This is a genomic window from Paraburkholderia heleia NBRC 101817, from assembly GCF_000739775.1.
GTDB classification, from domain to species: Bacteria; Pseudomonadota; Gammaproteobacteria; order Burkholderiales; family Burkholderiaceae; genus Paraburkholderia; species Paraburkholderia heleia.
The window spans coordinates 106,285-124,638 of sequence record NZ_BBJH01000001.1 but is presented as its reverse complement, the minus strand read 5'-3'; the positions used below and the strand labels follow the sequence as shown (position 1 = coordinate 124,638).

The 18,354-nt window shown below is 68.2% G+C and carries 14 protein-coding genes and 1 pseudogene; 5 read left to right on the top strand and 10 right to left on the bottom strand.

Annotation, left to right across the window (positions count from 1 at the left end; genetic code table 11):
* Positions 1 to 31: 31 nt before the first annotated feature.
* From BHE01S_RS00525 to BHE01S_RS00500, 6 genes and pseudogenes are all read right to left on the bottom strand, one after another.
* Positions 32 to 892, bottom strand: a complete 861-nt coding sequence (locus tag BHE01S_RS00525; protein WP_042259315.1) for a polysaccharide deacetylase family protein — start codon at positions 890 to 892, stop codon at positions 32 to 34.
* The gene (locus BHE01S_RS00520) at positions 889 to 3,432 is read right to left on the bottom strand and encodes an MMPL family transporter (protein WP_084068438.1); all 2,544 of its coding nucleotides are present in this window, start codon (positions 3,430 to 3,432) and stop codon (positions 889 to 891) included. Before BHE01S_RS00520 ends, BHE01S_RS00525 begins: the two co-directional genes overlap by 4 nt.
* A complete protein-coding gene (locus BHE01S_RS00515) occupies positions 3,432 to 4,085 on the bottom strand; it encodes an outer membrane lipoprotein carrier protein LolA (RefSeq protein WP_042259313.1) in 654 nt (217 codons plus the stop codon). The genes BHE01S_RS00520 and BHE01S_RS00515 overlap by 1 nt, the downstream gene beginning before the upstream one ends.
* A 95-nt stretch (positions 4,086 to 4,180) precedes the next feature.
* Positions 4,181 to 5,125 (bottom strand): annotated as a pseudogene (locus tag BHE01S_RS00510) (LpxL/LpxP family acyltransferase); the annotation flags it as partial.
* The gene (locus BHE01S_RS00505) at positions 5,122 to 6,906 is read right to left on the bottom strand and encodes an AMP-binding protein (RefSeq protein WP_084068436.1); all 1,785 of its coding nucleotides are present in this window, start codon (positions 6,904 to 6,906) and stop codon (positions 5,122 to 5,124) included. The pseudogene BHE01S_RS00510 and the gene BHE01S_RS00505, both read right to left, overlap by 4 nt.
* Positions 6,907 to 6,974: 68 nt before the next feature.
* Positions 6,975 to 7,631: a COG4648 family protein gene (locus BHE01S_RS00500; protein WP_042259418.1), complete on the bottom strand. Its 657-nt coding sequence runs from the start codon at positions 7,629 to 7,631 to the stop codon at positions 6,975 to 6,977.
* A gap of 527 nt (positions 7,632 to 8,158) precedes the next feature.
* On the opposite strand from BHE01S_RS00500, the gene BHE01S_RS00495 reads away from it, so the two are divergent.
* The 3 genes from BHE01S_RS00495 to BHE01S_RS00485 all read left to right on the top strand — a co-directional run bounded on the left by BHE01S_RS00495 (position 8,159) and on the right by BHE01S_RS00485 (position 10,187).
* The gene (locus tag BHE01S_RS00495) at positions 8,159 to 8,419 is read left to right on the top strand and encodes a phosphopantetheine-binding protein (RefSeq protein ID WP_028202434.1); all 261 of its coding nucleotides are present in this window, start codon (positions 8,159 to 8,161) and stop codon (positions 8,417 to 8,419) included.
* A gap of 64 nt (positions 8,420 to 8,483) precedes the next feature.
* Positions 8,484 to 9,200 carry a 3-oxoacyl-ACP reductase FabG gene (gene fabG, locus BHE01S_RS00490; RefSeq protein WP_042259311.1) on the top strand — a complete coding sequence of 239 codons (717 nt, stop codon included), beginning with the start codon at positions 8,484 to 8,486 and terminating at the stop codon, positions 9,198 to 9,200.
* A 228-nt stretch (positions 9,201 to 9,428) separates the two neighbouring features.
* A complete protein-coding gene (locus tag BHE01S_RS00485; RefSeq protein WP_042259309.1) occupies positions 9,429 to 10,187 on the top strand; it encodes a glycosyltransferase family 2 protein in 759 nt (252 codons plus the stop codon).
* A 15-nt stretch (positions 10,188 to 10,202) separates the two neighbouring features.
* Here the strand turns inward: BHE01S_RS00485 and BHE01S_RS00480 are convergent, their stop codons facing one another.
* Positions 10,203 to 13,790: an indolepyruvate ferredoxin oxidoreductase family protein gene (locus BHE01S_RS00480; protein ID WP_042259307.1), complete on the bottom strand. Its 3,588-nt coding sequence runs from the start codon at positions 13,788 to 13,790 to the stop codon at positions 10,203 to 10,205.
* Positions 13,791 to 14,091: 301 nt separating this feature from the next.
* Between BHE01S_RS00480 and BHE01S_RS35900 the strand changes: the two genes are divergently transcribed.
* Complete coding sequence (locus tag BHE01S_RS35900; protein ID WP_157025049.1) at positions 14,092 to 14,661, top strand: hypothetical protein; 570 nt, start codon at positions 14,092 to 14,094, stop codon at positions 14,659 to 14,661.
* Between the two features lie 147 nt (positions 14,662 to 14,808).
* Here BHE01S_RS35900 and BHE01S_RS00470 read toward each other — a convergent pair whose 3' ends face one another.
* The gene (locus BHE01S_RS00470) at positions 14,809 to 15,900 is read right to left on the bottom strand and encodes an alpha/beta fold hydrolase (RefSeq protein WP_042259306.1); all 1,092 of its coding nucleotides are present in this window, start codon (positions 15,898 to 15,900) and stop codon (positions 14,809 to 14,811) included.
* 309 nt (positions 15,901 to 16,209) lie between these two features.
* On the opposite strand from BHE01S_RS00470, the gene BHE01S_RS00465 reads away from it, so the two are divergent.
* Positions 16,210 to 16,407 (top strand): class II aldolase/adducin head domain-containing protein, encoded by a 198-nt coding sequence (locus BHE01S_RS00465; protein ID WP_042259304.1) that lies wholly within the window; start codon positions 16,210 to 16,212, stop codon positions 16,405 to 16,407.
* A gap of 97 nt (positions 16,408 to 16,504) precedes the next feature.
* Here the strand turns inward: BHE01S_RS00465 and argE are convergent, their stop codons facing one another.
* Together argE and BHE01S_RS00455 are read right to left on the bottom strand one after the other, a co-directional pair.
* Entirely contained in the window at positions 16,505 to 17,677 is a 1,173-nt protein-coding gene (gene argE, locus BHE01S_RS00460) for an acetylornithine deacetylase (protein ID WP_042259303.1), read from the bottom strand.
* Positions 17,670 to 18,347 (bottom strand): DUF1028 domain-containing protein, encoded by a 678-nt coding sequence (locus tag BHE01S_RS00455; RefSeq protein WP_042259301.1) that lies wholly within the window; start codon positions 18,345 to 18,347, stop codon positions 17,670 to 17,672. Before BHE01S_RS00455 ends, argE begins: the two co-directional genes overlap by 8 nt.
* Positions 18,348 to 18,354: the final 7 nt, after the last annotated feature.

Below are 18,354 nucleotides of genomic sequence, written 5' to 3'. Positions count from 1 at the left end.
GTCTAGTCGGTCCGTTGGCGCGGCGGTGGGATCAGGGTTGACCGGTTTCGCCGTCGAGGCACGCGCGCAGTGTGGTCCACTGCAGCTGGCGTTCGGCGGCGGCGCGCAGGAGCGGCGGCAGCACATCGAGCACGAGCGGCTTGCCGCGCGCGTCGCGCGCCGCATGGCCATCGTGCACGAGCAGGATATCGCGCGCCGCCAGGCCATCGAGCAGGCGGTGCGTGACCGTGGCGGCGCTCTTCGCGCAGGTGTCGAAGCCGCGCCGCGTCCAGCTCGCGAGGTGCAGGCCGACGCCGCACAGCACCGGCTCGAGGAACGGATTGCGCAGGCCCGCCGGTGCGCGAAAAAAGCGTGGCGGTGTACCCGCAATTTCGGTGAGCGTGCGCTGCGCCGCCTCGATCTCGCGTTTCATCACGAACGGCCCCGAGACTGAAAACGTATGCCGATGGCGCTGGCTATGATTTTCGACGGCATGGCCGCGCGCCACGATCGCTTCGACCAGATGCGGGTAGCGTTGCGCCAGCTCGCCGATGCAGAAGAACGTTGCGCGCGCATCGAAGCGGTCCAGCAGGTCGAGCACGCGCGGCGTCACTTCGGGGTCCGGACCATCGTCGACGGTGAGCGCGATGCGCCGCCCCGCGTGCTCGGGCAGGCGCACCCAGTTCGGGCCGAGCAGTGCGCTGCGCGGCCACAGGCCCGCGGCGGTGAGCGCGAGATGCGAGGCGACCACGCTGCCCGCTGCCCACGGCCATGCGTGCGGCTGCGCGGCCACGGCGGCGGCGGCGCCCGCGTGCAGCGCCGCTGCGCCGCAGATGAACGGCGACGGCTTCCAGCGTCGCGCCGCGGCGGGGGCGTGCGTCACTCGCGTAGCGGGCAATGAAGCCGGGTTCATGCGCGGCCTCCGTGCGGGTGGCGCATCTGCGCGCGTTCGGTGCGCGGGCGAGCGGGCCGCCGCTCGTCGGGCGTACCGGCGCTCATGTGCGCTCCGGCGCCGCTGCGCACGAGCGGCGGCGCGAGAATCGCCGCGAACACGAGCGCGAGCATCGCGCCCGGCCCGACCGTCAGTCCGAACGTTTCGAGCAGCGGCACATGAGACAGCGAGAGCAGACCGAAGCCCGCCACCGTCGCGAGATTGGCGACGAGCAGCGAGACGAGCGTGCGCGGCGTGATGCCCGCTTGGTCGTCGCGCTTGCAGAAGAACAGCGCATAGTTCGAGCCCACCGCGACGATGAGCAGCATGCCGACCAGATGCAGGATGGTCAGCGGCACGCCCGCCAGCGCGAATCCCGCCGCCACGACCAGCACCGCCGCGACGAGCGGCGCGAGCGCGCGCGCCGCGCGCGAGATCGAGCGCAGCGCGAATACCAGCAGCACGACGATGACGACGAAACCCGCGAGCGAGAGCCGAATGTCTTCGTGCACGTAATCCACGTACATGCGGTCGGCTTCGGCCTTCAGGTCGACGAACAGTGCGCCCGGCACGTTCGCACGGGCGACGGCGCCGCTCACGGCGCTGGCGTCGAGGCTCGGCGTATTCACGGCCTGTGCGCCTTGCGTATTGCGCGGCGCGCGCAAGGCGAGCATGGCGCTCCATTGCCCGTCGCGCCGGGTCAGCAGCGCATCGACAGCGAGCGCCATCGACGTGCCCTTGAGGTCCGCGCGCGTGACGAGCGGCGCGTTGCGCGCCGCCTCGACGTCGGCGAGGAACGGCGCGAAGGCGTCGGGCCTCACGTCCACCGGCTGGTTCCTGATCGCTTCCTGCAGGCGCGCCGCGAGCACGTCCCTGGCAGGCAGGCTCGCGAGGCGAGCACGCTGCGTGGCGTCGCTCGGCAGGTAGCGCGCGGGGCTCTCGAAGCCGCCCAGGACGCCACGCTCGACGAGCGGCTGCAACTGCGCGCCGACCTTCTCCGCGCCTTCGAGCGCGGCCTGCTCGCTCGCGGCCGGGATCACCACGAGATAGCGCACGTCGGGCGCGCCGACGTCCGCGCGCAGACGCGTGTCGAGCGTCTGGCTCGCAGCAGGCACGGGGCTCAGGGAGGAAAGCTCGTGGCTCCAGAGGACGTCGCGATGCAGCCAGAGCGACGCCACGGCGGCGAGCACGAGCGCCGCGAGCGGCCAGCGCAGGCGCGGCGCGGCGTGCGCGAGGCGCGCGAGCGCCGCGCCGATGCGCGACACATCGCGAATCGCGACGGCTGCGCCGCACAGCTGCGGCAGCACGAAGCGCGTGACGAGCGCGGCGCTCACGAGGCCCGCAATCGAATAGAGCCCGAGTTGCACGAGGCCGGGGAAGCCCGAGAACAGCATCGTCGCGAAACCGCACACCGAGGTCAGTACGCCAAGGCGGATGGTCGGCCAGTAAGCGGCGAGCCAGGCGCGCATCGTCTCGCGGCCCTGGGGCGCACCGCGGGGGCCGCCCTGCGACGACTGCACGAACAGATAGATTGAATAGTCCACCGCTTCGCCCATCAGCGTCGTGCCGAAGCCGAGCGTCAAGCCATGCACTGTGCCGAACACGAGCGAAACCGTGGCAATGCCCGCCGCCACGCCCGAGAACACCGGCAAGAGCCCGAACCCCAGCGTGCGCGGCGAGCGGTACAGCGTGAGCAGCAGCGCGACGATCAGCACGAGGCTCAGGGTGGAGAGGCGCTCCACGTCGTGGCGAATGGCGTCGCGGGTGGCGACCGCGAACACGCCCGGCCCTGTCAGCGATACCTGGTAGGCCGAAGCATTGGGCAAGGTGCGCGTGGCGGCAGCAAAGGCGGCGCGCACGGCGTCGATGGCGTGGGACTGCGCGTCGGTGTCGGAGCCGGCGGCCGCCGTTTGCGCCACCAGCACGGCGCGCCGGCCGTCGCGCGAGGCCCAGACGCCACCGCGGCTCGCAGGCTGCGCCGCGCTGTCGAGCTGACCGACCATGGCCGCCGCTTCGCCCGTCGGGTCGCGCGGCAGCAGATCCTTGGCAACGAGGCCCGCCGACGACGTCAGCAGATCGAGGCTCTCGCCCAGCGCCGCGTGCAGGCCTTGCTCCGTGAAATGTTGCGGCGTGACCGCAGGGCTCAGCACGTAGCGGTGCGCGAACATGAACTGCTCGTCGCGCGCGTCGTTCTGGCCCGAGCCGTTGTGAATCGCCACGAATTGCGGATCGGCGCGCAGGCTCGCCGCCACGCGGCGCGAAAGCGCCGCGCGCGTGCTCTCGTAGCCGCCATCGATGCCGATCAGAATGAGCCGCGAAGCCAGGCCGTCGCGCAGTTGATCGACGAGCACTTGCTGCGTGGGGCTCGGCGAACGCGGTAAAAACGCCGAGAGATCGGCGGTGAAGTTCGCACGGCCGATCGCCACCGCGCATGCGACGAGGCCCAGCAGCCACACCGCAACGGCGCGGCGCTGCACGAGCGCGAAGCCGCGCGCAAGGACCGGATGGGCGCGCGGATCCATCAGTTCGCGTCCGCGGAAAGGGCGTGCAGGCGCATCACCGAATGATCGCCGTCTGCCTGCTGGATCGCGACGCTGCGCATCGCGTCGCGTGTGCCGTCTATCGTGATCGTATTCACCACCTTGCGCATGCGCGAGTCGAGCGGCGTGAGCGTGAGCGTCCAGTCGTCGCCCTCGCCCGTGAGCGCGACCTTGTACACCTGCTCCAGCGCGAAGCGGTTGCCCGCGAGCGTCGCACGAATGCTCTCGATGAACGCGCCCAGCTCCGGATAGCGCGCGAGCGCCAGCGTGTATGTGTGGTTCTCGCGCTGGACAGTCAGCATGTCGCCGTCCACCACGAGGTGCTCGGGCTTCGGGTTCTGCGTGATCTTTTCCAGATGATCGGGCGCGACGAACACGAGTTCGCCCGACGACTCGACGGGCTGCGTGGCGATCGAGAGGTACTTCGTCTCGGTGAAGCTCGCGCGGCCGGACTTGTGCTGCGCGAGCGTGGACATCAGGCGGTCGAGCGTCCAGGCGGGCTGCGCGGTTTCGGCAGCCTGTGCCGGCGCGCGAGGCGCGCCCGCCGCGATGAGGGAAGCGGCGATGAAAGCGGCGCTCGCCAGCGCTCGCAGGCAGCGCGCGCGCAAGCTTGCGCAACGGCGGATCGCGCTCATGCGTCGGTCACCTCGTGCACGGGAAGCTCGGCAGGGGGGCGCGCCGCGTGGCGTCGCACCGGCGCCGGCCCCCGGGCCGCAGCGCCTGCCGCCGCAGTTGCCGGGGCTGCTTGTCCAACCTTCGCGCCCTGCTTGCCGCCCTGCCAGAAGTCGTAGTAGTTGAACCAGTTGTACGGCGCCTTGCGGCAATAGCGGTCGAGCAGCGTGACGTAGCGCGCGAGCGCCGCGTCGATGGCGCGCTGGCGCGACTCGCGCGGCACGTCGGTGAAGTCCGCCAGCGTTTCGAAGTGCACGTCATAGCGATTGCCGCCGCGATACAGGCCCGTCATGAAGAGCACCGGGCGCCTGAGCATCGCGGCCATGTAGAGCGGTCCGAGCGGGAACGCCGCCGGCTCGCCGAGAAACGCCATGCGCCGCATGGTGGCGGCGTCGCCGGCGAGCAGCGTGCGGTCGGCGAGCATGCCCACCATGCAGTTCTGGTCGAGACGCTCGTGCACCTTCAGCATCGAGCCGACCTGGCCGAGCCCGATCACTTCGGGCTTCGCCGCGGGATTCACGGCGGCGAGCGTTGCGTTGATCTTCTGCGCGTTCTCCTCGTACATCGTCACGACCACGCGCAGGTCGGGCCGCGTGCGGCCGAGCGCCCGCACGATCTCGAAGCTGCCGAGGTGCGCGCCCATCAGGAACACGCCGCGCCCCTTGGCGAGCGTCTCGTCAACGAGCGTATGGCCGTGCGGGCGGATGTCGAACATGTCGAAGCGCGCGTTCGCCAGATAGATACGGTCGTGGATCGTCGAGGCGAACGTGAACACGTGGCGGTAGACGTCGCGCCAGTGCGCCGGGCGGCCCAGCACGCGGCGCAGGTAATCGCGCGAGGCCGCGCACGCGCGCGGTGAAAACAGCACGAAATACAGCGCGATCAGATGCAGCAGCGCGCGGCCCGCGCGGCGGCCGAGGCGCAGCGAGAGCCAGGTCATGATGCGCAGGAGCAGCGTGTTGCTGCGCTCCTGCTGGTTCGCCCAGTCGGTGCGCTTCGTCATGGCTGCGCTCCAGTCTGCGCGCTCGCGCGCGTGAGCGGCCCGGCGCCGGGCGCGTCAGCCGCTGCGTCGCTGATGACACCGCTCACGACATCGCGTGCGCCAGCACGCAGCGTGAAGCGGATCGCGCCGCTCACCGCCGCGTCCCAGGCGAGGTCGAGTGCTTCGCCGGGCGCGGCCGGGCTCAGGAATTTCGCGTTGCTGAGCCTGAACGTGTCGAACGGCCGGTTCAGCGCTGCGCCGATCGCGTCGATGGCGTGATCGAGCAGCACGACGCCGGGCACGATCGGGTGACCCGGGAAGTGGCCAGGCAGCGCGGGATGATCGGCGGGAATCGTGAACGAAAGCGCGGACGCCGGCTTGGCCAAAGCGTCGCCCGCGTCCTGCGCGTCCTGCGCGGGAGCGCCGCGCATCTGCCGCGCCACGAACGCAGCGAGCACGTCGTGCGGCAGCTTGCCGGTGTCGTTGCGCGGCAGGGCATCGACGAACAGGAGCGGACGCGGCAGAAACGCACGATCGATGCGTTCGCGCAGCGCACGCTGCAGATCGGCGAGCGCAAGCGTCGGCGCGACCACGAGCGCGACGAGGCGCTGCACGACGTCGTGGCCCGTACGCGCATCGTGCTCGAGGTGGTCGGGCATGAAGAACACACCGTCCACCACGCCTGGAATCGCGTTGAGCTGATGATTGAGGTACGCGAGCGAGGTTCGTTTGCCCGCGATGTTGATGAGGTCCGTCTTGCGGCCGTGCAGGAGGAAACGCTCAGCGTCGAGCAGTTCGATCGCGTCACCCATCGGCACCGGCTCTTCCACATGGCCGCCCGATACCCACATGGTCGGGCCTTCGTCGTCCTGCGCCGCGCTTTCGCGCGCTTCGAAACGAAGCTTCGGGAGCAGTTGCCACGTTGCCCCCTTCGCCGTGCGGCGCGTCGCGATCTGGCCGGTTTCGGTGCTGCCGTAGATTTCGACGAGCGGCGCCTTCAGGCGCGTTTCCGCTTCTATCGCGAGCTTTTCCGAGAGCGGCGCGGTGGCCGAGAGCACCCGCTCGGCCGGCGGCAGCGCGTGATCGGTGGCAAGCAGCGCGCGCAGATGGATCGGCGAGGTCACGAGCACGCGCGGTTGCGGCACCGCTTCGAGTTCGTCGCGGATGTCGACGGGATAGAACGGCAGCCGGTTGCTGAACGCGCAGCCGCCGATCAGCGGGAGCAGGACGGTCACTTCGAAACCGTACATGTGCTGCGGCGGAACCGTGCCGACGATCGTGCAGTCGTGCGCGGCGAGCAGGCCGTGCCGCTCGGCCGACGCGCGCACGCCCGCCACCAGCACGCCCCATGTCTTGCCATGCGGCACCGGCGCGCCGGTGGACCCCGACGTGAACACGTAGGCCACGACGCGCGAGGCGTCGATCTGCGGGACGGCGAACGGCGCGTTCGCGTCGGCTTGCTGCGGCGCTTCGGGCCAGGCGAAACGCGGCAGGTCGATCGCGCAATCGGGCGCGTCGTGCAGGCAGAACGCGTCGGGGGCGAACGAGGCGAGCTGGCGCACGGTTTCCGGCGTCTGCGTGGAGGGCAGCAGGCTGATGCGGCCGGACACGAGCGCCGCGCACAGGCCCACGGTGAAGCGGTAGCGGTCGCGGCAGACGTTGAACACGTGGCCGCCCGCCGGCAGCGCCGCGGCCACACGCGTGACATCGGCGAGGAACGCGCGCACCGTGACGGGCGCGCCGTCGCGCCAGGCAATGACCTGGTCGGGCGACGGATGAAAAACGAGCGGATGAGTCTGCATAACTTCAGTCAATACGGATTCCTGCGTTGTTCCCTGCCTGTCCCCGGGCTGGCTGGCGGCATCCATGATCAGGAATGCTCCGCGCGGACCCGGGTCGTCTGCCGGTATGCGCGGATCGCGTCGAGCATGCCGGCATCCGGCTCGCCAGGCAGCACGAAACGCCGGCACGCGTGCTCGGCGACGAACATCGCCGCCACGAGCGGCAACGCCAGATAGTTGGCGAACGTCGACCACGCGACGATCGGTGCAACCGCGAACATCAGCGTCGAAACGCCGGCGATCGCGACGAAAAAGAGCGTCCACGCGAGCGTGATCTGGCGCGTATAGCGCGCCACGGCGGGCGTCAGCGCGCCGCCGTGGATCAGCGAGGCGAACTGCGTGCAAAGCGGCACGCGCCCCGCCGCGAGCGTGCGCCCGAACAAGAGCGCCATCGCGAGGTTGAAGCTCACATGCTCCAGATACAGCCCCCATTCAAAGTGCAAAGCAAGCGGCGTGCGCATGAACCACAGCGCGAGCACCACGAGCGTCCAGAGCGGCAGCAGCCACGCCCGGCGCGGCGAGCGCGCGGCGGCCGCCAGCGCGATCGCGAGCGGCGGCACGAGCGTCATGGCAAGGCCGAAGCCGTGCGCGCCCGGGGTCGCCACCGCGTAGTGCGCGCCGATCTGCCAGGCGGCCACCGCCGCCACGCCAGACGCCGCGCGCGCCGCCGCAGCCACGGCGCTCATCGCCCGCCTCCGCGCACGCGTGCGCCGGCGCGCCATATGCATGGCGCCGGCGGGCGTTCGGCCCCGGTGCGAACCAGGGCGGTCTGGCTAAGTGAGGAAGGCATCTGGCTTATATCGCAAATAGGCTCGTAAGCGAATCGTAGGGTGAGGCAAGCGCCCCGAATCATCATAAGAAAGGCAAGTATCGGGCCGGTTTCTTGCAAGCGTGTCCAGGCACGCACATTTTAAGATTGACGGGACCCGATCACCTGTCCTGCCCGACGCCGGTTTGTAACCGAATGTTGGGAATCGCGCCAGCCAGGGCTTTTGTCCGATCCAGACAGGCCCAACGCCGCGCAAGCGTCTCGCGCGTTCCGGCCGCAAAAATGCGCGCCGCCTGGCACCGACCCTCTGTAACCCTTTCGCCTGGGAGCCCGGTATACGCACCGATACCCTTCACTTAGAATCCTGGTAACTTTTACAGCAAACGAACCCTAAAAACGGGCGGCCGGTGCTGTCGGCCCACACGCCCGGAGAGCCCACGCATGATGAACGCACTGGAACAAGAGCTCGCCACGCAGATCGTGAAAGAGCTGAACCTCGAAGATGTCTCGCTCGACGAAGTGAGCGCCGACACGCCGCTCTACGGCGAAGGCTTCGGGCTCGACTCGATCGACATTCTGGAAATTGCGCTGCTGATCTCGAAGAAGTACGGCTTCGAGCTGCGCTCGGACAATCCGGAAAACGAAAAGATCTTCGCGACGCTCGGCACGCTGGCCGCCTATGTCGCGGCGCACCGCGTGCGTTGACTGACGTGCGCGGCGCGCGGTGCCATGCCTGCCGGCGCTGGCCAGGATTGAGGGAGGAAAACCCATGCGTGCTCTCGTGACAGGCGGCAGCGGCGCACTCGGGCAGGCCATCAGCGTTGCGCTCGCGCAGGCGGGCCACGAGGTCTGGGTGCACGCGAACCGGCGGCTGGCCGAGGCCGAGGCCGTCGCGCAGCGCATCGTCGCGGCGGGCGGCAGCGCGCACGCCATTGCCTTCGACGTGACCGACGCCGACGCCGCCGAAGCGGCGCTCGCCCGTCTCGTGGAAGACGCGCCCGTGCAGATCCTGGTCAACAACGCGGGCATTCACGACGACGCGCCATTGGTGGGCATGCGCCGGGAGCAATGGCACCGCGTGATCGACGTGTCGCTCAACGGCTTTTTCAACGTTACCCAGCCGCTTCTCATGCCGATGATCCGCACGCGCCGCGGGCGCATTGTCAACATCGCCTCGCTCGCGGGCGTGATGGGCAATCGCGGCCAGGCGAACTACGCGGCGGCGAAAGCCGGGTTGATCGGCGCAACGAAATCGCTTTCGCTGGAGCTGGCTTCGCGCGGCATCACCGTGAACGCCGTGGCGCCCGGCATCATCGCCTCGCCGATGGCCGGGCACGCGTTTCCCGCCGAGCGCATCAAGCAGCTCGTGCCCGCGCAGCGTGCCGGCCAGCCCGAGGAAGTCGCGGGCATGGTGGCGTACCTGGTGTCCGACGCGGCCGCCTACGTGACAGGGCAAGTGCTCTCGATCAACGGCGGCCTGGCCTGAACACGCGGCGCGTTTTCCGCTGCTGCATCCTCTGAGGAAATACGAGTGTCTGTGCAACCCTTCGACGCAAAGCGGCAGTCGCGCCCCGCGCCCGACACAGGCACGGGCGCGAGCGCTGAAGCATCCCGATACGAAGCCCCCGCGCACGATGCGCCGGACGTCCGCCCAGGCGGTTATGCGCGCGCTAGAATTTTTCCAGGGTCTCACGCTGTCGAGGCACTCGCTGCCATGGCCACGCCTTCATCCACGCATCTTGTCCTGATCCCGAGCTACAACCCGGGGGCCAGGCTCGACGAGACCGTACGCAGTGCACGCGCGCAATGGAACCCCGTGTGGGTCGTGGTGGACGGCAGCACGGACGGCAGCGCCGCGCGCCTGCAGGCCATGGCCAACGACGACCCCGGCCTGCACGTCATCGTGCTGCCCGACAACCGGGGCAAGGGCGGCGCGGTGCTCGCGGGGCTCGAAGCCGCCGCCGCGCGCGGATTCACTCACGTGCTGACGATGGACTCCGACGGCCAGCACCCCGCCGCGCTGATTCCCGAATTCATGGCCGCCTCGCAGGCCGCGCCCGAAGCCATGGTGCTGGGCCTGCCGAAGTTCGACGCGAGCGCGCCGCAACTGCGCGTGCAGGGACGGCGCCTGTCGAACTTCTTCGCCGACTTCGAGACACTGTGGGCCGGCATCGGCGATTCGCTGTATGGCTTTCGCGTGTACCCGATCGCGCCGCTCAAGGCGATCATGCAGCGCCAGACGTGGATGCGCCGCTTCGACTTCGATCCCGAAGCCGCCGTGCGCCTGTGCTGGGCCGGCGTGCGCCCGATCCAGATCGAAGCGCCGGTGCGTTACTTCGGCGCCGATGAAGGCGGCGTTTCGCATTTCAACTACGTGCGCGACAACCTGCTGCTCGCGGGCATGCATCTGCGGCTCGTGAGCGGGTTGGCGCTGCGCCTGCCGCGCCTGATCGGCAGGCGCCTGCTCCCCTGATCGCCGGCTGGCCGGTTACGCCGTGGCGCGCTGCGTGGCGGGCGTGCGGTAGTCGGCCAGCAAGCGCTCCTGCTTTTTCCCGGCCGCAGCGAGATTGCGCGCCTTGACGTGGCCGAAGCCCCGAATCTCGTCGGGCAGCGCGGCCAGCTGCAGTGCGACGGGCAGGCGCTGCGCGTCGAGGCTCGCGCAGAATTCGTCGACGAGCGCCACGTATTCCACAATCGAGCGACGTTCGTCGCGACGCTCCTGCGTCTTGCCGAATACGTCGAGCGCCGTGCCGCGCAACCCCTTCATGCGAGCCAGCGTGCGCAACACCGGCAGCACCCACGGACCGAAACGGCGCTTCACGAGATGACCGTGCTCGTCGCGCTTCGCGACGAGCGGCGGTGCGAGCCAGAAGTTCAGCTGGTAGTCGCGTCCCGGCTCGCCCTCGAACTGCTCGCGCAGCTTCTGCAGATACGCAGGATCGGCATAAAGACGCGCGACTTCGTATTCGTCCTTATAGGCCATGAGCTTCGCGAGATTGACGGCAACGGCGCGCGTGAGCGGCAGCTTCGCGTCGCCGAGCGCCGTCTCTTTCGCGCGAATGCGCTCGACCACGCGGCGATATTGCTGCGCATAGGCGGCGTTCTGATACGCGGTGAGCAACGCTTCGCGCGCGGCGATCAGCTTGTCGAGCGATTCGGGCATGCGCAGAACGACAGCCTGCGGTTCTGCCGGCGTTTTGGTGAGCGCGCGCACGAGCGCCTCGCCATGATGCGCGACGTAGCGGCCCCAGTCGAACGCCTGCAGATTCTTCTCCACGGCCACGGCGTTGAGTTCGATCGCACGGCGCAGATGCGCGAGTTCGAGCGGCAGCCAGCCCTTTTGCCACGCATAGCCGAGCAGCAGCGGATTGCTGTAGATCGTGTCGCCGAGCAAGGCCAGCGCGAGCGCATTGGCGTCCACGAACGCGCAGCCCTCGCCGATGCTCGCGCGCAGTTCGGCCTCGGTTTGCGCACCCGGGAACGTCCACTTTGGATTCCTGACGAATTCCGCAGTCGGCGTCGCGGCGCTGTTGATCGCCGCGACCGTCACGCCGTGCTGGGTACGCGAGAGCACGTCGCCCGAAGCGGAGACGATCGCATCGCAGCCGATCACGAGGCGCGCCTCGCCCGTGGCGATGCGCGTGGCGTGCAAGGCGGCGGGCGACGCCGCCACCTGCACGTGGCTCAGCACGGCGCCGCCCTTTTGGGCGAGCCCGGCCATGTCGAGCACGGTCACGCCCTTGCCCGCAAGATGCGCGGCCATGCCGATCAGCCCGCCGATGGTCACGACGCCCGTGCCGCCCACGCCCGTCACGAGAATGCCGTAAGGCTTCGTCGGTTGCGGAAGCACGGGCATGGGCAACGCTTCGAAACTGATCGAGGCGGCGCTGGACACATGCGCCGCGCGCGGCTTGCGCAACTGTGCGCCCTCGGCCGTCACGAAGCTCGGGCAAAAGCCCTTCACGCACGAGAAGTCCTTGTTGCACGACGACTGGTTGATCTTGCGCTTCGTGCCGAGCGGCGTATCGAGCGGCTCGACGGAGAGGCAGTTCGATTGCACCGAGCAGTCGCCACAGCCTTCGCACACGGCGTCGTTGATGAAGGCGCGGCGCGCCGGGTCGGGATACGCGCCGCGCTTGCGGCGGCGGCGCTTTTCGGTGGCGCAGGTCTGGTCGTAGATCAGCACGGTGGTGCCGGCGGTGTCGCGCAGGATGCGCTGCACGCTATCGAGCTGATCGCGATGGTGCACATCCACGCCTGCCGGCAATGCGATCCTGGCGTCGTATTTTTGCGGCTCGTCCGTGACGATGACGATGCGTTTCGCACCTTCGGCATGCACCTGATGCGCGATCTGCGGCACGGTCAGCACGCCGTCCACGGGCTGCCCGCCCGTCATCGCCACCGCGTCGTTGTAGAGAATCTTGTAGGTGATGCTGGCGTTCGAAGCGATGGCGGCGCGAATCGCCAGCACTCCTGAGTGAAAGTACGTGCCGTCGCCGAGGTTCACGAACACGTGCTTGTCGCCCGAGAAGTGCATCTGGCCGAGCCACGCCACGCCTTCGCCGCCCATCTGGCTGAACGTTTCGGTCTTGCGGTCCATCCACATCGACATGTAGTGGCAGCCGATGCCCGCCAGCGCGCGCGAGCCTTCGGGCACGTTCGTCGAGGTGTTGTGCGGACAGCCCGAGCAGAACCACGGCTTGCGCTCCACCGTCGCACGCGGCTTCGCGGCTTCGCGCTCCTTCGCCTCGATGATCGCCACGCGCGCGAGCATGCGCGCACGCACGTCCTCGGGCACCGCATTGGACAGGTCCGCGCGCGCGAGACGCCGCGCAATGGCCTTGGCGATCAGCGCGGGCGAGAGTTCGTAGTGCGCGGGCAGCAGCCAGTTGCCGCGCGGCACCGACCATTCGCCGCCTTCGTTGTCGCGCTCGTCGAATTTGCCGTAGATCCTGGGGCGCACGTCTTCGCGCCAGTTGTATAGCTCTTCCTTGAGCGCGTATTCGAGAATCTGGCGCTTTTCTTCGACCACGAGAATCTCTTCGAGCCCGGTGGCGAAGCCGCGCGCGTCCTGCGCGTCGAGCGGCCACACGCAGCCCACCTTGAGCACGCGCACGCCGATCTGCGCGCAGGTTGCGTCGTCGAGGCCGAGGTCGGTGAGCGCCTGGCGCACGTCGAGATACGCCTTGCCCGCGGTCATGATGCCAAAGCGTGCGCGCGGCGAATCGATCACCACGCGGTTCAGGCGGTTCGCGCGCACATAGGCGAGCGCGGCGTACCACTTCTCATCGAGCAGGCGCGCTTCCTGGGCGAGCGGCGTGTCGGGCCAGCGGATATTCAGGCCGCCTTCGGGCATGGTGTAGTCGGCGGGCGTGACGATTTGCACGCGATCCGCGTCGAGGTCGATCGAGGCGGTCGATTCGATGACGTCGGTCACGCACTTCATGGCGACCCACAGGCCCGAGTAGCGGCTCATGGCCCAGCCGTGCAAGCCGTAGTCGAGATATTCCTGCACGTTCGCGGGGTAGAGCACGGGAATGCCCGCCGCGATGAGCGCGTGCTCGGACTGATGCGCAACCGACGACGACTTCGCCGCATGGTCATCGCCCGCGAGCACGAGCACGCCGCCGCGCGCATCGCTGCCCGCCGAGTTGGCGTGCTTGAACACGTCGCCGGTGCGGTCCACACCCGGGCCCTTGCCGTACCACATGCCGAACACGCCGTCGCGCTGCGCGCCGGGCCAGAGATTGATCTGCTGCGTGCCCCACACGGCGGTGGCGGCGAGGTCTTCGTTCACGCCGGGCTGGAACACGACGTCGTGGGCCTGGAGGTGCTTTTTCGCCTTCCAGAGCGACTGGTCGAGCGCACCGAGCGGCGAGCCGCGATAGCCTGAGACGAAGCCCGCCGTATTCAGGCCGGCCTTGCGGTCGCGCGCCTTTTGCAGCATGGGCAGGCGCACCAGCGCCTGCGTGCCGCTAATGTACACGCGACCTTTTTCCAGCGTGTATTTGTCGTCGAGCGAAACGGATGCGGCTAGCGATGCAGCTTCTGCGGCGGCACGATCTGGGGCGTTCATTGGGGGACTGTCTCCGGAATCGGTACTTCATCGGTACGTTTTCCGGGCGAGTATAGGAAGCCGATATGCCATCGTAAAATCACAAATTGGAAACGCTGGTATGCGAAAAACGGATGGCATGGCGTCCAGAAAGCCATGTATCCACGGGCGCTCGCTCAAGCGACCCGGGCATTTGCCGTTAACACACGGGACCAGCAACCACTCATTCCGGAGTCCCCGCTTGCACGCGAAACCACGCGCTCTGCCATCTGCATCCGTCTTGTTCGGCACCCTGGCTGCAACCCTGCTGATTAGCGGCTGCGTGTCCAGCCCTCGCGTCGCCACCGCACCCACGCGCCCCACGACCGTGGTCGTCGCGCCCCCTCCACCGCCTCCGCCTGTCGTCGTCGCACAACCCGTTTATGTGCCACAGCCGTACGACGCCTATGTTTCGGTCGTGCTCGACCGCGACGTGGTCTACGCCGGCGGCAGCACCTATATCTGGATCGTGGGACCGGACGGCCACCGCCAGCGCCGCTATTACGGCCGCGGCGACCTGCGCGGTGAAGTCCGGCACCGCCGCGAGGAATTGCGCGTGGTGATGGCGCACAACGAAGGGCATCTGCCAATGCAGCATGCGCGAATGCCCGAGCCCCAGCGCGTGCGCGTGGCGATGCAGCCGCACGGCACACCGCCGCATGGCTACCGGCCGCAGCCGGGCGGGCATCCGCCGGTGCACACCGCCCAGCATCGCCCGCCGGCCGCGCCGGGCCGTAACGCGAACGCCAGCACCAGCGCCAATGCGAATGCCGGCCGTCATCGTCACCCCGACGGCCATCCCAACGCCGCGCCCGCGCCGCGCTTCGCGGGCCAGCCGCCGCATGCGGGTTAATGCCGGCCGGGACCGAACAGGCCGGGGGTTCGCATTGCGGCGGCCGAGGCCCACCCCGCAAGGGATTCCCGATTCGACGACGTCCGGCTATCTGCCCGATGTCTATTGACACAGGCTCGATCCGACACGGGGCCCGGCTCTCGAAGATCAGGCCGGCGCGGCTGCAGCCACCCAGGCGGCGATTGCAGGCCAGGTCTCTTTCAGCGTGCGCGAGCCCATGAAGAGGCCGATATGGCCGCCCGGCACGAGACGCTTTTCGATGCGCCCGGGCGGCGTGCCCAGGTATTTCCCGGCGTCGAACACCTGCTCCTTCGTGGTGATGTCGTCCGACTCCCCCGCGAGCAGATAAACCGGGCAGGTAATCGCTTTCAGGTTCAACGTGCGGCCCAGCGCGACAAACGTCCCTTTCGCGAGCCGGTTCTCCCTGAAAATCTGCCGGATGGTTTGCAGATACCAGCGCCCGGGCAGGTCGAGCGGGTTCTCGTACCAGCTCTGGAACGCCTCTTCCTTTTTCACGTAAGCCGGGTCGTCGATGTGCTCGTACAGATCGATGTGCTCGGTCACGTAGTGCTGGTCCGGGTGCATGTTTTTCCATCCGCTCAGCATGAAACGGCCTCGCATGAGGCCGCCGCCAAGCTTCACCAGTTCTTCGTAGAACGACTCGGGATACGTGTGCACCATCCGCTTGATGGGACCGTCGCCCGCGTCGGTGTCGATCGGCGACCCGGCCAGCACGAGGCTCGCGACCTTGTGCGGAAAGCGGGCGGCATACATGGCCGACATCCAGCCGCCCTGGCACAGGCCCACCAGGTTCACCCGGCCGCCGAGTTCGTCGACGCATACGTTGATCTCGGCGAGATACTGGTCGATCTCCAGATCCTTCATGTCCTCCGTCGCCGACTTCCAGTCGGTCAGGAAAAGCCGCGACAGTCCGTGCTCGCGCAACGTTTGCATCAGGCTCTGACCCGGCTGGAAGTCGGCAATCATCGCGCGGTGGCCGGCGTACGGCGCATCGACGATGGTCGGCAGGCCCTGCGGGTTGTCGCCGGAGTAGTCACGCAGAACCATCGTGCGCAGGTCCAGCAGCGGCCGGTTGGCCGTGGCGAGCACGGGATGCAGTTCGAAATGGAGCCGCTCTTCTTCCGCGAGGAAAGCGAGATTTCTGGCCGACAGCGAAGCGCCGGTTTCCACCAGGGCTGCGGCGGCCGCGATTGGCCAGAAGAGCGGTAGCGTGAGCATCGACGTACTGCCGGGGCTTTGAGTTTGACGAGTGTGGCTCAAGGGAATTTCTCCATGCTTGGGGCAGCGGGTGGAAATCGAACGAGTTTCGGCAAAGGCGGCGCGGAAGTGGCGGTGGGCCTTGGGGAAAATGGCGTCGGGATTGCATGCACGGACAGACGAAGATTAAGCACCCTCTGAAAACAACGCACATTGATTTATATCAAATTTATTGCGCTGCACAATCGAGGGTGTGCGGGGCCGCCCGGTCGCCCGCGAGAAGCCCGTGCCGGCGGACTCATGCCCGTGCCACCGGCATCCGGGCCTTTGATGACGTCTACCTGTTTCGAGCGCGCCTGCCAGATTCTCGTGAACGCCTATGCGACGGGCAAGCCGCTGCGCGTGCTCTCCGACGCCGTCGCCGAACGCACCGCGCGCGACTGGGAGAGCATTGCGGACTTCTCGATCGCGCACTTCGAAGAAATGAAGAAGGTGCTCGACGGGGAAGATCCGTCGTATCGAGACTGAATACGGAGACTGAATGAGCAGACTGCATGCGGCGCATGAAAATGGGCGCGTGCGAATCAACGCACGCGCCCATTGCGGCCCGCTTCGAAAGTGCCGCCTAGCCGGCCATTTGCAGATGCTGCGCGAGACGCATCAACATCGCATCGCAGCGATCCAGTTGATCGAGCGTGACGAACTCATCCGGCTTGTGGCCTTGATCCATGCTGCCGGGCCCGCACACCACGGCCGGAATGCCCGCCTGCGCGTAGAGGCCGCCCTCGGTGCCGAACGCCACGGTGCCGAAGTCGCTCGATTCGCATAGCCGCGCGAGCAGTTGCGCAACCTCGCTCTCCGGCGGCGTGGCGAGGCCCGGATACGCGTTGAGCGCTTCGAACCGGATGCCGCTATCGGCATGCACGGCGCGCATTTTCGGCACGAGTTCGCCCTCGGCGTAACGCTGCAGATCGCCGGCGACCGTGAGCGCGTCGAAGCCCGGCACGGTCCGGACTTCGAAGTCGAATTCGCATTCGGCGGGCACGATGTTCAGCGCGCGGCCGCCCTTCACGACGCCGGTTTGCAGCGTGGAAAACGGCGGGTCGAAACGCGCGTCGCGATACTCGGGCCGCGCGAGTTCGTCGCCGATCGCCTCCAGCTTGTTGATGAGGCGCGCCGCGTACTGGATCGCGTTCACACCGTACGGCGCATAGGCCGAATGACACGCAGCGCCTTTCACATGACAGCGCATCGCGAGCTTGCCCTTGTGACCCAGCACGGGCTTGAGTTCTGTCGGCTCGCCGATCAGGCACACACGCGGCGCGTGCGCGCGCTGAGCGAGTTCGGCGAGCATGGGCCGCACGCCGAGGCAGCCGGTTTCCTCATCGTACGAAAAAGCGAGATGCACCGGCATGACGAGCGGCGCGCGCAGGAATGCGGGCACTGCCGCGAGCACGCACGCGATGAACGATTTCATGTCGGCTGTGCCGCGTCCGTAGAGGCGTCCGTTCTTCTCGGTCAGGCGGAACGGTTCGACGGTCCACGCCTGGCCGTCCACAGGCACGACGTCGGTGTGGCCCGACAGTACAATGCCGCCGCGATCGCGCGGACCGATCGTCGCGAACAGATTGGCCTTGGTGCGCTGTGCGTTGTAGAACAGTTCGCACTCCACGCCGAGACCGGCGAGATACGACTCGATGAACGCGATGAGTTCGAGGTTCGAATCGCGGCTCACGGTCGCGAAGCCGATCAGGCGCGCCAGCATCGCGCGGCTCGTCGTCTCGCGCGGCTCACTCATCGCCTGGCACTCCATAGCTTGGTGCGGCCGTTGGGTTCAGCGCGCGCGTGATGTAGTCCTGCATCTGCGGGCGGTACGCCTCCCACAAGCCGCCCAGCGCGGCAATGGGGGCTTCGTCGGCCCAATCGACACGCAGATCGACGATGGGCCAGACCTGCGCATCGACGATCTTGAGCGCCGCCGAATGCACCGGCCCCGCCTCGCCGCCGGCCTCGAGCGCCGCGTGCATGGCCGCCAGCAAGCGATCCGCGAGCACGCCCGGCGTGCGCTCGAATGCCTGCGCCATCGCGTCGATCACCTGTTCGTGAGCGAGCATGTTGCCCGCCGCGACGCATTGATCGCCCGCGTGCGCGTGGTTGCGCCCGAGCGTGCGCTTGCCCGTGAACAGCGCCGTGCGTCCCGCGCTGTCCACGACCGTGACCTGCCGGTAAGCGCGGTACGGGTCCAGGGCGAGTGCGCGTTGCAACGCCGCGTCCGGCGCGAGCTTTCCGCTCTCCAGCAAGTCGAGCACCTGCGTGCCCAGCGCGGGCAGCGTGACGTTCTGCGTCGCCACCACGCCCACGCCCGCACGCGCCCACGCGCAGCGCGCGCCCACGGCGATGCTCGACGAGCTGACCGCAATTCCCAGTTGCCCGCTCTGCGGGCAACGTCCCACGATCGAGAAGGTCATGGCCCGC